This is a genomic window from Microvirga sp. VF16, from assembly GCF_016864375.1.
Classification (GTDB): Bacteria; Pseudomonadota; Alphaproteobacteria; order Rhizobiales; family Beijerinckiaceae; genus Microvirga.
In genome coordinates this window covers 1069676-1084656 of record NZ_CP069354.1, presented here as the reverse complement: position 1 = coordinate 1084656, position 14981 = coordinate 1069676, and the positions used below count along the sequence as shown (strand labels likewise).

Sequence of the window (14981 nt, the reverse complement as noted above, 5' to 3'; positions counted from 1 at the left end):
AGGTGCACAGGAAGTCATCCCTCACATGGAGCGGATGACGGCATACAGATCGAGCAACGCTCACCGGCATGTTTCCGAATTAATCCAGGGTTTGCTACAAAATCTCGAATTGTGAGCAGATTCTAACGTCAAGTAAGGAATAATCACCGCCTGCCAGGACGACCACTCCGTTCGGAAAGAGCGGCACTGATCTGTTCGACCAGTTCTGCGATGAGCCCCGTGCTCTCCCAGGCATAGATGGAAACCATGATCGGAGCTTCGTCGCCGAATAGTGCATAGGGCCTGACGTGACGCCCGAGCGTCGTAGCGACCGGGAGAAGCGTTATGCCGAGACCGCCCTCGACGGCGACAAGCACATTGTTGAGACTGCTGCCTGAAAAGGCGATGTACCAATGGCGGCGCTCACGCTCGATGCGTTCGAACATGGATTCGCGATAAAGGCCGCCGGGAGGGAAGGTCACAAGGGGGACTGGGTCCGGCCAGGCAACCGGGGCATCCCTGCTCTCGAACCAGCCCGTCGCCTCGGGGAAGCTCGCCCGGCAATCGTTGCTGGGTGCCGGCTCCTTGACGACGACGATATCGAACTCGCCGCCGCGGTAGCGCCGGGTCAGGTCGCGGCTCAGCCCGGCGCTGACATCCAGACGGATCTCCTGGTGGCGCTTGGAGAACTCGCCGAAAAGCCGCGCCATGGGGCGGCTGAAGACGTCCTCCGGCAACCCGATATGAATGGGCGTCGTGCCGGCCGGGTTGCTCAAGGCCGCCGTCGCCTCTTGTTGAAGCGTCACGATCCGACGGGCATATCCGAGGAGGCGCTCCCCAGCAGCGGACGGCCTGATGGGGCGAGCCTCCCGATCCACGAGGGTCTGCCCGACCGCTTCCTCGAGCCGGGCCAGCTGCTGGCTCAAGGTCGACTGGGTCATGTGCAGGCGCTCGGCCGCTCGGGTGAAGCCCCCGGCTTCGACGATTGCAATGAAGGCTCGCAATAGACGTGGGTCGAGCATCGGCTCCCCCGGCGGCGCGGCATTCGCCATTCAAGAAATCAATAGTAACAATCCAAACATTTAATTTCCAGATAAGATAAGCTGGTACTATCCTCCGGACATTGCAGCAAAGAATTTTGGCGGCCCGAGCGGATCTCCCGAGAAGAAGCGACGACCGGCAGTCTTGTAACGGCCGAGCCGGGACCGGGCTGCTGACGCTGGTTCAAATGCCGCCGACCATCTCGACGACAAGCAGAGAGGAGCGCCCCGTGCAAAGTGCAAACCACCAGAGCCGCAGAGCCTTTCTTCGCCATTCCGGCGGGCTGGCCGCCGCGTCCACGATACTGGGCTTGAGCGGCGCGCAGGCTGGGGCCGCGGAGGCCACGGCCAATACAGATAAATCCCGTCAGCAGATCATGACCCTTACCGACAGCCATTACTATTTGACCGATGTGCGCCTCGAAGAAGGCTTCGAGCGTGAGGGCGAAGTGGTGGTCGGCACCCGGACCGGAATCCACACCCTGGAAATTCAGAACGGTCGCATCAAGGCGGTGCACGGCGCGAATGCCGCATTGAATGCAGCCCTGCCGCGCTACAAGGCGCAGAGCAAGCTGCTTCTGCCCGCGTTCCGGGATATGCATATCCACCTCGACAAGACATTCTATGGCGGCCCGTGGCAGGCTCCCCTGCCCCGTCAGGGCAAGACCATCATGGACATGATCGCGCGGGAGGAGGTGCTTCTTCCAAAGCTCCTGCCGACCTCTCAGGCCCGTGCGGAAAAGCTGATTGACCTCCTCCTTTCACAGGGCAGCACGGTGGCACGCAGCCACTGCAACATCGATCCGGTGAGCGGATTGAAAAGCCTGGAGCACCTGCAGCTTGCATTGGCCAATTATCGCGACAGCTTCGAATGCGAGATCGTCGCCTTCCCGCAGCATGGCCTGCTGCATTCCAAGGTCGACGGGCTGATGCGCGAGGCCATGAAGATGGGCGCTCATTATGTCGGTGGTCTAGATCCCACCAATGTCGACGGCGCGATGGAAGCATCGCTGGATGCGATGTTCCAGATCGCGCTCGACCACGACAAGGGCATTGATATCCACATCCATGAAACCAATCCCGCCGGCGTCGCCGCTCTCAAGTACATGGTCGAGACCGTGGAAAAGACGCCGGCTTTGCGCAACCGGCTGACGCTCAGCCACGCCTTCGCCCTTTCCACCCTGCGCCCCGAGGAGCTGAACGAAATGGCCGAGCGCATGGCCACGCAGGGCGTGACCGTGGTGTCGACGGTGCCGATCGGACAGCGGACGATGCCGCTGCCGCAGCTGCGTGCAAAGGGGGTCAAGATCATGACCGGCACCGACAGCGTGATCGACCACTGGTCGCCGTTCGGCACCGGCGACATGCTGGAAAAGGCCAATCTGTGCGCGCAGCTTTATGGCGGCAGCGACGAGTTCCGCCTCTCGCGCTCTCTTGCGATTTCCACCGGCGATGTGCTGCCGTTGAGCGACGCTGGCGAGATGGTATGGCCGAAGCCCGGCGACGCGGCCGAATTCGTTCTGGTCGATGCGAGCTGTTCGGCCGAGGCTGTTGCGCGACGCTCGCCGAGGCGCGCGACTTTCCATAAGGGGCGCTTGGTTTATGGCGCTGTGGAGAATGTCTGAGGCCTCGATTTTCGCCCGAGACGCTTAGCACATCGGACCCCAAAGTGGGTCCGATGCGCCTCTCTTTGAAGAGCGTATCTCTCCCGCAGAGGGCTGATCATGCATAAACGTCTCGCCATCTCGCTATTCTTTGCACTCGGTATGATGGGCCATTCGATGACAGCTGTTGGGCAATCGACCGGCGGGAAGGATCTGTTGAACGCCGTCATGAACAAGGATGTCGATGCCGCGCATGTTCAACGCCTCCTGTCACACCGCGTCGACATCGATGCTCGGGATGAATCTGGGCGCACCGCCCTGCTCATCGCGACCCACGGCAACAGGATCGAGATCGCACGGGCATTGATCGAGGCCGGAGCCGACGTCAACGCGAAGGACCGGATCAACGACAGTCCTTATCTTTACGCCGGAGCGCGGGGCCATCTCGAAATCCTGAAGATGGCGCTCGCGCACGGTGCGGACCTCAAGAGCACCAATCGCTATGGTGGCACCGCTCTCATCCCGGCAGCGGAGCGTGGACATGTCGACACTGTCCGAACCTTGATCGAGGCTGGCGTCGATGTCGATCACGTCAACAATCTCGGTTGGACGGCTTTGCTAGAAGCCATCATCCTAGGCGATGGGGGCGAACGCCACCAGCAGGTCGTCAACCTGTTGGTAAAGGCAGGTGCCGACGTCAACTTAGCAGACCGGGATGGCGTGAAGCCGCTGCAGCACGCACGCAGCCGCGGCTACACGGAGATCGAAGCGGTCCTCATCGAGGCCGGTGCCATATGAGCCTTATCGGCGGGTCCATAAAGTAAACGAGCCCCCAACCTAGAGCATTGGGCCCAAAAGTGGAATCCACTTTTGGGATCGATTCCGATGCTCATCCTCTGAGCTGGGGCATCGGTCGGCGCGGGAAACCGGATCCACTTTTCGCTGACGCGGCCCTCTGGGTCCGCACGATGCGCTAGAAGGTACGTTCACTCGCAACGCCAAAATAACAGAGCCCATCACCGGGTTTCGCGTTCTCGTTGGGAAAGATGATAAAGCCCGCACGCGGTGCGATGACTATTTCCCCATTAGCCCGCATAATCAGGGCCTGTCCCGCTCCGACGGTATCACCAGTCTTCCACCGGCTCACAAGCCGGTCGCCCTCGACCTCGCAAACAAGGACATCAATGATATGGATGGCTTTGCGCGTGGAAACACATGGCTTGGGTGCGTCGATCAACTGCAAGTGAGCCAGCGCATTCAGGATGGCCTCGTACCCAACCTCGGCGGAGGCAGGGTCATCGTGCGGTCCGCATTCCAGGGTGACACCATATCCACCGGCGAAGCGCATGTATTCCGTGGAGCCAACACCTTCGGCGTTAGTCGGGTTGGCGTAGCCAAGGCTCGCCCGCTTTTTGAGAAAACGGTCGTAGACCTCAAGCCATCCATGGATAACAGTTTCAGTACCGAGACGGACAGCGAGCTCGCCTTCAGCTTGTGCATACCGAAACGGTTCAATGGCGCCGAAGTTGTCCGAGGGGCCTGCGAAGACGAAGGGCTCGCCGTCGCCACGGAAAGAGTGGACATCCAGTAGCACGTCGTGCTCCCGGAGCAGAGTGCAAATTCTATTGCCGACCCTGTCCTCGTAGTCCTCCGGCACGGGCTTATCACGCAGGTCTCGGTTGAGATTGCGGTCTCCCTCGCGCGTGCGCTGACGATAGGCCTTGAGGTTTGCAACCGGGACGAAAGTCACTTCACCTCGGCGGATCTTCAGGCGCCCGGCACGACAGTCGGCGATGGCTCGCAGTATAGCCTGAGGTCCACAGGGCTCGTTCCCATGCACGGCGCCCATAACGATCAGTTTCGGCCCCGGCTGCAGCCCGATGAAACGTACCGTTTCCAACGGATCATCCGGACCTCGCGCCTCGTCGTGCGCTTCTTCCATGTAGCCGATATCGATGACCATACCGGGCGTCAGGCGGCGGATGAACTCCGGCATCTTCTCCTGCGGTATGCCGATACACCCGGCCGTGCCTTTCATATCGCTTCGCGCCGCATGGATGAACAGCGCGCTGCCGCGTCCGAATTCTGGCGCTGCGTCGTTGAAGCCGATCGGGACGATGACATCGAACAAGCGCTCATCTCGCGAACGGGAAAGCCTGTCGTCAACACGCTCTTCGCCAATTGCGAAGACGAGGCGATTGTAGTTTCCACCGCCCTCCTCCCAGATCATCTCGGATGTCAGGGGAACGAAGGGAAAGGCCAGGTCGCGCGGGAAATCAGGCTGCGCAGCGGCGTTGAAGAAGCCGTAGCGCAAGGGGAAAACACCGATCGGGGTCCGCTTGTCCCCTTCTCGCTTGATCGTTGCCTGGGCCAGCCCGTCGGATCCGACGGTGCACGGAATGCTCCAGTCGCCGATGCTGAGAATGCCGGACGACGGATTCTCACCCGATCGGGACACGCGGACGGAAACTGTCGGGATGTGAGCCATCGGGAAGCATTCCATAGGTTTGTTCTGGCATGTGCTTGGGGCTGAAGAGTTCCCCCACTCTTCGGCAGCGGACGGAATGACCCGGCGCGACCTCGTCCAACTCCGGCGTCGGTGGTGTGCGGCAGATTTCGCGCATGTCCGGACAACGCGGATGGAAGCCGCACCCTGTCGGCGGGTCGAGCGGGTTCGGAATTTCTCCCGTGATCTTCGTGCCGCTTCCTCGCTTGAAAGGATCCGGGATCGCGGCGATCAGGGCACGGGTATAGGGATGCCCTGGATTGCTGAAGATCGTTTCCCAGGAACCGGTCTCGACGATGCGGCCGAGATACATCACCGCCACCCGGTCACTCATGTGCTCGACGACGCCGAGATCATGGCTGATCATGATATAGGAGAGTCCCAGGGTTTCCTTCAGTTCGAGCAGCAGATTGATGATTTGTGCCCGGATGGAGACGTCAAGTGCGGAGACTGGCTCATCGAGGATCACGATCTTTGGCTCGAGGATGAGAGCGCGGGCGATGCCGATGCGCTGCCGCTGACCTCCGGAAAACTCGTGCGGGTAGCGCTCCGCGGATTCCGGCCGTAGCCCCACCCGCTTCAGCATATCGCCGATACGATCATCGATCTCGCTCGCAGACTTGATGCCGTGAACGCGAAGAGGCATCTCAAGCGTCTTCCGAACCGTCTGGCGCGGGTTGAGGGAGGAGTAAGGGTCCTGGAACACCATTTGGGTGATCCGAGCCCGGGCCGTACGGTCGAGGCCATCTGCAACCTCGTGACCGTCCACGATGACCCTTCCCCGGGTCGGTTGCTGCAGACCGAGGATTGAAAGCGCAAGCGTGGATTTTCCGCAGCCGGACTCGCCTACAAGACCAAGGCACTCGCCGCGCTTCAATTCAAGATCGACGCCATCGACCGCGTGTAGATGACGTCGCGGCTTGCCCAGGAAGCCTCCCCCCACAGGAAAGTGGACAGCGAGATTCTCGACCCTCAGGATCGTATCGTCCGACAGATTACTCATGATGATGGCACCGAACGAGGCCGCCATTGGCGAGGCATGTCACATCGGGATCGGCAACTCTGCAGAGATCGGTGGCTGCATAACAGCGTGGGTTGAAACGGCACCCAGCCGGAAACGCCGCCACGGGCGGGACGACGCCCGCGATCTCCTTGAGTCGTTGCCGTCCATATTTCGCGCGTGCGCCGAGCAGTGGAAGAGAAGCGACGAGCCCACTCGTATAGGGATGGCTCGGACTTTGAAACACCTCATCCGCAAAGCGCTCTTCCACGAGACGCCCGGCATACATGACCCCGACCCGGCGGCACATATTTGCAATCAAACCGAGATCGTGACTGATCATGAGCACGGCCGTGCCCCGAGCGGCAGAGAGTTCGCGTATCAAGTCCAGGATCTCGGCCTGCACTGTGACGTCGAGGGCTGTGGTGGGCTCGTCGGCGAGCAGAAGATCGGGCTCGCACGCCAAGGCAATGGCAATCATGACTCGTTGTCGCATGCCTCCCGACAGCTGATGCGGGTAATCCTTGACCCGCCGCTCGGGAGCAGGCACCCGAACGCTCGCAAGAGCCTCGACGGACAGCCGCTCCGCCTCCTTCCAGGTCGCTCCCTTGTGCAGCACGAACATCTCCGCGATCTGCCTGCCGATCGGCGAGAGTGGATTAAGCGCCGTCATCGGCTCCTGGAAGATCATCGAGATGCGGTTGCCGCGCAGCTTGCGCATCTCTCCGGGCGAAAGGCTCTGGATCTCCCGGCCATCGAAGCGGATCGTTCCACCTCCGATGCCGAGCGGATGGCGCAGAAGACCGATCAGGGCAAGCGACGTGATGCTCTTGCCACAGCCGGATTCGCCGACGAGGCCGAAGGTTTCCCCACGCCCGATGGCGAAGGACACATCCTGGACAGCCGGAAATTTCGTATCACCAACCGTCAGGTCGATCCGAAGGTTCTCGACTTCGAGGAGAGGTTTCCCGCTCATGCGCGTCGTGTCCGCGATTGAGGATCGAGGATATCGCGCAGTCCGTCACCGAGCAGGTTCAACCCCAAAACCGTCACGAAGATCGCAAGCCCTGGGAAAATGGAGATCCAAGGAGCCGTGGTGATCTGGTCGCGAGCATCGGAGAGCATGCTTCCCCAGCTTGGGAACGGCGGTCGGATTCCGAGGCCCAGGAAGGACAATGCCGCTTCAGCCAGGACCGCTCCTCCCATACCGAGCGTCCCGATGACGATGATCGGTCCGAGCATGTTCGGCAGCAATTGAGTCAACATGATCCGGATGTCGCTGTAACCCAGGACCTTGGCCGCCTGCACGTAGCCCTGACTCTTCAAGGACAATGCCGACGCCCGCGCGAGACGGCAGGTAAACGACCAGTTCGTAAGCCCCAGCGCGATCAGCAGGCTGGTCAGGCCTGGATTGAGGATCGCCATGATGGAGAGGGCGAAAACCAACGATGGAATCGCCAGCATCATATTGGTCAAGCCGTTGACGAAATCGTCCCACCACCCGCCCCAATAGCCGGCGGAGAGCCCCAGGCACACGCCGATGACGGTGTTGATAAGCTGAGAGACGATACCGACAGTGAGCGAGATACGGGCGCCATACAGAACACGGCTGTAGATATCGCGACCCTGCGCATCGGTTCCGAACCAGAATTCCGATCCTGGAGGTTCCTCCGCATACATCAGGTTCGCATCCATCACCGGATCGGTATGGGCAAGCCAGGGAGCGAGAAGACCCGTGATCACCACCGTCGAGAAAAGAATGCCGCCGATCAAGAGGTTGGCTCTGATCTTCATGTCGCCACCTCAGCTATACTTGATGCGCGGGTCGATGACAGCGCAAAGGACATCGACGAGCGTATTGATCAGGAGAAAGAGCAGGACGATCACCAGAATCGAGCCCTGCACGACAGGAATGTCCCGCAAGGTGACGCTGTCGACGAGCAGTGAACCGAGGCCGGGCCAGGAGAACAGCTTCTCGACGACCACGGCCTGTCCGATGACCGTACCGAATTGGAGTCCGATGGTCGTGAGGATAATGACCAGTGCGTTGCGCGTCAGGTGCCAGCGAACGACTTTGCTCTCGCTCATGCCTTTTGAGCGTGCCGTGCGCACGAAATCGGCATTCATGATCTCGAGTACGGCCGCCCGGGTCGTCCGGGCCAACAACGCCAGTGGCGCGACACCAAGGGCAATGGATGGCAGGATGAGGTAGCGTAGGTCGCCACCGCCATAGCCGAAGCTCGGGAGCCAGCCCAGCACCAGAGCGAACAGGTACATCAGCATCAGGCCGAGCCAGAATTTTGGCAGCGACAGGCCCGACACGGCGCCGACCATGGAAAGGGTGTCAATCCAGCTCCCTGGTCGCAAGGCCGCGATAAAGCCGAGGGGGACACCGACGATCATGGCAAACAGCATGGCGGCGAATGCGAGTTGCGCGGTCGGCCACAAGCGTTCGGCGATGACGCTCGCGACGGGCTGCCTGGTACGGAAAGAGGTGCCGAGATCAAAGGTTGCGAGCTGGGCAGCGTACTTGCCGAACCGGACATAGACCGGATCGTTAAGTCCGAATTCCTTGTTCATGCGCGCCATGACCTCGGCATCCAGCACACTGCGGCCGTCGTCGCTCATGCTCGACGCGAAGGTTCCTGGAATGACGCTGAACATCACGAAGACGAGAGCCGCCACGGCCAGAATGATGGGCAATGTCTGCAGCAGACGCCGCACGATGAAGGAGAGCATTCAAAACTCCACCTGACGCCCCACGAGAAACCCGGGAGCGTCAGGAACTGCATTTCAGAAGTGAGCGTCAGCTCAAACGCAGCTTACTTGGCAGCAGGCGACGATGCATCGACCCACATGTCCTCATAGTTCTGGATCGCCAACTCCGTCGCGTTCGGCTGCAGCCCCTTCAGCCAGGGCTGATAGGACATGACGGCCTTGTTATAGTTGAACCACCACATCGGGACTTCCTCGCGGAGGATCGCATTCGCCTTCTTCAGATTGCCGAGCCTTTTGGCCTGATCGTCCGTCGCTGCGGCTTCATCGAGTAGCTTGTCGAACTCGGCGTTCTTGAACTGCGTGTAGTTGCAGGCCGTCTGCGGTGTCGCCGAGTGGAAGCACTTGAGCGAGGTCAGCGGATCCGGTCCGGAGGTGTTCGACCAGATGAAGGCCTGATAGTTGCCGCTGCGCGCGACTTCAGACAGAACAGTTCCCTCGACAGGCTTGATCTTGACCTTGATGCCCACCTTTTCCAGCATCGGGATCACCGCCTCGACGATGGGAATACCCCAGCTCTCATTGGAGGTCGCAGTCCACTCGAACTCGAAACCTTCCGCATATCCCGCCTCGGCGAGAAGCTTCTTCGCCTTCTCAGGATCATAGGCGTAGGGCTTCATATCCTTATCGTAGGCGGGAGAGGATATCGGAAGCCAGCTGGTTGCGCGGTAGGCCTTGTCCTTCACAAGACGCTTGATGATGAGATCGGCATCGATGGCATGGTTGATGGCTTGGCGAACGCGCTTGTCCGAGAAGGGCTTGAAGTTCGGATTCATGCCCATGACACGTGTATAGACCTCGGGGACCTCGAGAAGCCCCTTCGACAATTCCGGGTCGGCCTTGTAGGCGATGTATTGCGTCGGGCCCAGGATCGAGGCATCGATCTCCTTGTTGCGGAAGGCGACATCGCGGGCCGAGGCCTCGCCCATGATCGAGATCGCGACCCGGTCGGCATGGGGCTTGCCCGGCTTGTAGAACTTCTCCCAGCGCTCCGCGACAAGACGGGAGCCGGGGACGTATTCGACGAACTTGTAGGGACCGAGGCCAATCGGCTTTGTCGCGAAACTGTCCTTCGATGCTTCGTCCGCTGGATAGATCGACGTCATGGCTTGGTAAAAGTTGAAACCTGGGTCGACTTTCTCGGTCAACGTCATCTCAAGGGTCTGATCGTCGATCTTCTTCAGGCCGGAAATCTCCTTCGCCTGACCTTTCTCTACGTCTATCGCCCCCTTGATGATACGCACATAGCGCGCACCGGGATAGCCCTTCGCGCCATCCATCAGGCGCGTGAAGGTCCAGATGATGTCGCCGGCCGTCATCTTGCGACCATTGTGGAAGAACGCGTCGTCGCGCAATTTGAACGTGTATACGAGGCCATCGCCAGAGACTGTGACCTCCTTGGCCAGTTCGAGAACCGGCTTGTTGGCATTTGCATCCCAATTATAAAGCGCGCGGTGGATCGCCTTCGCCCAGATCTCGTCCTGGGCCCGGTTCGATGTATGGATGTCGAGATTTGCGAAACTTGAGCCATACGGTGCCGTAAAGCGGATCGTGCCGCCCTGACGCGGTGTCTGCGCTTCGGCAACGCCACCGATAACCAAAGCAAGCGCTGTTGTTGCGATGAACTTCTTCAACACGGTTGATCCTCCCTCATGACGACGAGCCTCGCGGCATAACCGGCTGCTGCCGAACCGCTCGGTCTCGAGTATTCCGTTGCAAGTGCAATCCACTATCTGGGCGCGCCCCTCTTCGTTTTCTAAGTCACGCCAAGACGATCATAAACAATCGCACCTCCTCGGATCGTAAGATCGCAGTACGTATTGTCAAGAATGTCCTCGGGCGTCGCAGTCAAGAGATTGCGGGAGAATACAGAGACATCGGCGAGCTGCCCTTCGACAAGACGCCCCTTGGTGTTTTCCAGCTTTTGCGAGAATGCCCCAAATTCGGTGAATGCTTGAAGAGCCTCCTCGATCGTGACACGCTCGTGGGCATCCATGACGGTGCCCTTCCAGGTCTTGCGTGTGAGCATGCTGTAGAAGTTGGGGAATGGATTGGGATCGCACACGGGCGCATCGCTTCCCGTTGCGGGTTTCAGGCCCAGATCAAACCAAGTCCTGAAGGGATAGCTGCTCAGTCCCCTCTCCTCCCCGAGCACCGACACATAAGCATCACCGAAATCATAGATGAAGACCTGTTGCGGGCAGGGATAGATGCCGGCCTTGAGCATGCGCCGATGCTGCTCGGGCGTTGAGAATCCGGAATGCTCGATGCGGTGGCGTCGATCCGGATCGGGGATCGCGGCAAGAGCGCGCTCATAGGCGGTAATCAGCTGCTCGATTGCAGCATCGCCGATCGCATGGCATGCAAGCTGATATCCTTTGACGTGAGCATCCATGACGAGCTCATTGAGTTCATCATCCGTCAGAATCTTGATGCCCGTCGTCTGATCCTCGCCGAGATAGGGTTTCGACATCCATGCCGTACGACCGCCTGCAGAACCATCGAGGAAATACTTGACGGCGCCGATCATCAGCATGTCGTCGCCTGTGCCGGAAATCAGACCTGCCTCGTAGCACTGAGGCACGATGGTGCGATCAGGATCTCCCAGCAGGGTCAACCAGGTTCTGACAGGCAGCCGGCCTTCCCGCTTGGCTCGGTGATAGGCGGCGATTTCCGCAAAGCCCCCTCGCTGGCCGACCGCGGCATCCATGCAGCTCGTGATGCCGTAGGACAGGAGATAGCGGCCGCCGCGCTCAATGGCAGCAACCAGGTCGTCTTCCGTCGGCGACGGAATGACGGCCCAGACAGGCCCACGGGCATTCTCGGCCAGGAGACCGGTGAGACTGCCGTTGCGCTGCTCGATCAGACCTCCGGGCGGGGCAGAAGAATTCTCGTTGATCCCTGCGAGTTCCAGCGCACGCGAATTGCAGATCGATATATGACCGCATGCGCGCACGAGCATGACGGGATTGTCAGGTGCGGCCTCATCAAGCTCGGTTCGGTATGGATGACGCTTCACGTCGAGCTTGGTCTGATCGTAGCCGCGAGCAAGGATCCATTCGCCTGGACGGGTCTTGGCAGCGCGTGTCCGAATTCCGGAGAGAAGCGCATCCAGGCTCGGTGCCGCCGCAGGCGTCGCATCAACCCAGCTCATCATGAAACCAAGGGAAACGAGATGCAGATGCGAATCGTTGAGTCCTGGCGTGGCCAGGCGGCCATTCAGGTCGATCACACGCGTCTTTGGACCAATAAGCGGCGCAATTTCGCTCTGCCGTCCAACAGCCAGGACCCGCCCCTGCCAGATTGCGATGGCCTCGGCCACTCCTTCCTCTCGTCCGCACCAGATCGGACCGTTCTGCAAAATAACATCTGCTCTTGGCGACACGGCGGCTTTCTCCTTAAGTGCGTTCCTGGGTGCTCATCCGCCCGCAGCAGAGCTCCGTCCGGACGAGCAGAGCGGATCGGTCATAGTGCATCGAGAGGCCAGATGGGCCTGCGGATATTCTTGTATGGCCGGTCCATGAAGTTTCGCGTGGACAATGCCCCGGTATCGACCTCGATCACCTCCCGGGCGATCGGTTCGAATGCGGCGCGGAAATGCTGCATCGATTTGACGATGACCGTCGATTTGCGGGTCGGATCGACCCCGAGCGACGTGAACTGCCCAAGGTCCGTTGCCTGCCCGTTATAGCTGATCACGATGATCTCGATACCACCGACGCGTAACAGGGCGCTCAGGCCGTAGTTGCGTCGTGCACCGCCGCCCATCGGCCCATAGGCGATGAAGCTGCCGTCTGTCAGAGCCGCCACGTAGGCCGTTATCTCAATGGGACCACCGCCCATAGAAGGATCGACCTTACCTCCGAGCTTGAGAGTGACGCTGTTGCCGACACCCGCTGCCTGAGCCTGCAGGGCGGCTTCGGGATCACAGATGGCGTGGAAGCCGACATTCTGCAGATCCGCGTCGAGCACGGCCTTGAGAAGGCGGGTCGCATCGCCGTAGGCGCCGGAGCCGGGATTGTCCGAGTAATCCGCGATGATGAGAGGTCTGTCGGCGCCCTTCTCGTCGGCCTTGGCCTTCGCGATGGCAACGTCCAGCGGCGTGAACTGGATGGACGAAAACGCCCGCTGATCCCACACATAATCCATCAGCTCGTCAGCGATGGACTGCGCTGCTGCCAGATCGTTAGCTGTCACCGCAACCGACGGGCCAATGTCGTGGACGTCGGCCGACGAGAAGCCGGCTTGGATGCTCACCGCGAGGGCTTGTCCAGCAGCCTCGATCCGGTCACCGCGGCGCAGAAGTTCCACCATGGGTGGCGAGGTGGTGCGCCCACCGTCCAGCGCATACAGGATCGGCCGGCGAGACACTGCGACCTTCGGCGTCACCTCTCCCGCCATAGCCTTTTCGAGAAGCTCTGCGGCCTGCCAAGTCCGCTCGTACTGATCGACATGCGGATAGGTCCGATAGGAAATGAGCGCATTGGCATTGTCAGCCATTTTCTGCGTCAATGTCGCGTGCAGGTCCAGTACAGCGATGATCGGCGTTTCCGCGCCAACCCGGGAGCGGATGCGGGCAAGCAGTTCTCCTTCGCCGTCATCGTGCGACTGCGTCGACATCGCGCCGTGCAGATGCAACAGAACCCCGTCTACTCCGTCGCAGGCGCTGAGAATCCGCTCCGATACGGCGTCGAAGAAAGCATCCGTCACGCGGCCGGACGGGTTGGCCGAGGTCACTATGGGGTGGACTACCCTCCAACCGTATTTCCCGGCCGCCTCGAACGCGGCTCCCATCGAGGTGCGTGTGCCGGCGAACGCGCCAGGAATATCGTTGTCGAGATAGTAGCAGCTGTTTCTGAAGGCGTTCTCGTCGGTCACTTGAACACTGAACGTGTTCGTCTCGTGCATGAACTCCGCCACAAGAACGCGGTTAGTCATATCGCTCCACTCCCCATAGCCCTAGCCCCTCACCGGCCATTATCGCCCACCTCTCTCGGGTGCTTAGCGCGACCAATTTCGATAGATGGTGACAAAGGCGAAAATTTTCTTCAAATATCAACTTCTGCTCAATTCATTCATTTTTGATATAAGGCGCAATAAGTGTGACGATATCTCCTAGACACATAGAGATCTTCCATGCCGTCATGCTGGCCGGAAGCGTGACGCAGGCCGCCATCACTCTGCGCACCTCACAGCCGACCGTGAGCCGGGAGCTCAAGGAGTTCGAGCATTCCCTTGGCTTTCAGCTCTTCGTCCGTAAAGGCAGATCTCTTGTTCCGACCGAGGCGGCGATTTCACTGCACCGCGAGGTACGCCGGTCCTTTGTCGGGCTAGAGGAGATCGGGCGGACCGCCGAGGCCATTCGTGCCAATGCCTCCTCCCATATCAAGATCGTGTGCATGCCCGCCTACAGCACGACCCTCCTCCCTCCCCTATGTCGGGACTTCGTCCAGGATAACGAATCCATCCGCCTGAGCATCTATGCGCTTGGCAACACGGTCCTGGCCACCGGCATCTCCGCTCAGCATTACGACCTCTGCATCGTCGAGGCTGATCTTGGCTTTGATGGATGGGTCTCAACCAGCGTCGTCGCCGGTGAGCAGGTTTGCATTGCGCCCAAAGGGCATCCGCTCACCCAAAAGGAGGTTCTGGCTCCTGCCGACTTCGAAGGCGTCGATTTCATCTACTTCTCGGCCGAGGATATGTATCGGCGCAAGCTGGACAATGTCTTTCGCGAGCATGGGGTGACCCGTCGGCTGAGAATGGAAGTGTCCACGGCGGCATCGGTCTGTTCTCTGGTGTCGTTAGGCGTCGGGGTGTCGATCATCAACCCGATCAGCGCAATGCATTGCCTCAATCAGGGTGTGGAGATGCGCCGTCTGTCGTTCTCAATTCCCTATACGGTACGTCTGCACAAGAACCAGAACACGAGCAGCCCCCATTCTCTCAATGCTTTCGCAGAGAGTTGCACAGAGGCGATCGCGAATATCCAGCGACAGGTGCAGGAGCGCCTCGATGGCAATACCAGAACGCTTTATGCCATTTAACTGCTTGGACAAGATCGCCGGCACTCGCCG

At 60.0% G+C, this 14981-nt stretch carries 12 protein-coding genes; 3 read left to right on the top strand and 9 right to left on the bottom strand.

What is annotated here, in order from left to right:
* Positions 1 to 143: 143 nt before the first annotated feature.
* Positions 144 to 1031 (bottom strand): LysR family transcriptional regulator, encoded by an 888-nt coding sequence (locus JO965_RS05065; RefSeq protein WP_246776750.1) that lies wholly within the window; start codon positions 1029 to 1031, stop codon positions 144 to 146.
* 218 nt (positions 1032 to 1249) lie between these two features.
* Between JO965_RS05065 and JO965_RS05060 the strand changes: the two genes are divergently transcribed.
* Positions 1250 to 2644: an amidohydrolase family protein gene (locus JO965_RS05060; protein ID WP_203442620.1), complete on the top strand. Its 1395-nt coding sequence runs from the start codon at positions 1250 to 1252 to the stop codon at positions 2642 to 2644.
* 99 nt (positions 2645 to 2743) lie between these two features.
* Complete coding sequence (locus tag JO965_RS05055; RefSeq protein ID WP_203442619.1) at positions 2744 to 3421, top strand: ankyrin repeat domain-containing protein; 678 nt, start codon at positions 2744 to 2746, stop codon at positions 3419 to 3421.
* A 175-nt stretch (positions 3422 to 3596) separates the two neighbouring features.
* On the opposite strand, the gene JO965_RS05050 is transcribed toward JO965_RS05055, so the two are convergent.
* The 8 genes from JO965_RS05050 to JO965_RS05015 all read right to left on the bottom strand — a co-directional run bounded on the left by JO965_RS05050 (position 3597) and on the right by JO965_RS05015 (position 13842).
* Positions 3597 to 5111 (bottom strand): succinylglutamate desuccinylase/aspartoacylase family protein, encoded by a 1515-nt coding sequence (locus JO965_RS05050; protein ID WP_203442618.1) that lies wholly within the window; start codon positions 5109 to 5111, stop codon positions 3597 to 3599.
* Entirely contained in the window at positions 5065 to 6132 is a 1068-nt protein-coding gene (locus JO965_RS05045; protein ID WP_203442617.1) for an ABC transporter ATP-binding protein, read from the bottom strand. Before JO965_RS05045 ends, JO965_RS05050 begins: the two co-directional genes overlap by 47 nt.
* Positions 6125 to 7105, bottom strand: a complete 981-nt coding sequence (locus tag JO965_RS05040; protein WP_203442616.1) for an ABC transporter ATP-binding protein — start codon at positions 7103 to 7105, stop codon at positions 6125 to 6127. Before JO965_RS05040 ends, JO965_RS05045 begins: the two co-directional genes overlap by 8 nt.
* Positions 7102 to 7923: an ABC transporter permease gene (locus JO965_RS05035; protein WP_203442615.1), complete on the bottom strand. Its 822-nt coding sequence runs from the start codon at positions 7921 to 7923 to the stop codon at positions 7102 to 7104. The genes JO965_RS05040 and JO965_RS05035 overlap by 4 nt, the downstream gene beginning before the upstream one ends.
* A gap of 9 nt (positions 7924 to 7932) precedes the next feature.
* A complete protein-coding gene (locus tag JO965_RS05030; RefSeq protein WP_203442614.1) occupies positions 7933 to 8868 on the bottom strand; it encodes an ABC transporter permease in 936 nt (311 codons plus the stop codon).
* A gap of 83 nt (positions 8869 to 8951) precedes the next feature.
* Positions 8952 to 10538, bottom strand: a complete 1587-nt coding sequence (locus JO965_RS05025; protein ID WP_203444066.1) for an ABC transporter substrate-binding protein — start codon at positions 10536 to 10538, stop codon at positions 8952 to 8954.
* Between the two features lie 122 nt (positions 10539 to 10660).
* Positions 10661 to 12289: an amidohydrolase gene (locus JO965_RS05020; RefSeq protein ID WP_203442613.1), complete on the bottom strand. Its 1629-nt coding sequence runs from the start codon at positions 12287 to 12289 to the stop codon at positions 10661 to 10663.
* Between the two features lie 80 nt (positions 12290 to 12369).
* Positions 12370 to 13842, bottom strand: coding sequence for a M81 family metallopeptidase (locus JO965_RS05015; RefSeq protein ID WP_203442612.1), 1473 nt, complete (start codon positions 13840 to 13842; stop codon positions 12370 to 12372).
* Positions 13843 to 14006: 164 nt separating this feature from the next.
* Here JO965_RS05015 and JO965_RS05010 point away from each other — a divergent pair, with 164 nt between their 5' ends.
* Entirely contained in the window at positions 14007 to 14951 is a 945-nt protein-coding gene (locus JO965_RS05010; RefSeq protein ID WP_203442611.1) for a LysR family transcriptional regulator, read from the top strand.
* Positions 14952 to 14981: the final 30 nt, after the last annotated feature.

Coding starts and splice junctions, on each gene's coding strand:
- JO965_RS05065 (WP_246776750.1), bottom strand. CDS start 1,031: ATGGCGAATGCCGCGCCGCCGGGGGAGCCGATGCTCGACCCACGTCTA.
- JO965_RS05055 (WP_203442619.1), top strand. CDS start 2,744: ATGCATAAACGTCTCGCCATCTCGCTATTCTTTGCACTCGGTATGATG.
- JO965_RS05050 (WP_203442618.1), bottom strand. CDS start 5,111: ATGGCTCACATCCCGACAGTTTCCGTCCGCGTGTCCCGATCGGGTGAG.
- JO965_RS05045 (WP_203442617.1), bottom strand. CDS start 6,132: ATGAGTAATCTGTCGGACGATACGATCCTGAGGGTCGAGAATCTCGCT.
- JO965_RS05040 (WP_203442616.1), bottom strand. CDS start 7,105: ATGAGCGGGAAACCTCTCCTCGAAGTCGAGAACCTTCGGATCGACCTG.
- JO965_RS05035 (WP_203442615.1), bottom strand. CDS start 7,923: ATGAAGATCAGAGCCAACCTCTTGATCGGCGGCATTCTTTTCTCGACG.
- JO965_RS05030 (WP_203442614.1), bottom strand. CDS start 8,868: ATGCTCTCCTTCATCGTGCGGCGTCTGCTGCAGACATTGCCCATCATT.
- JO965_RS05015 (WP_203442612.1), bottom strand. CDS start 13,842: ATGACTAACCGCGTTCTTGTGGCGGAGTTCATGCACGAGACGAACACG.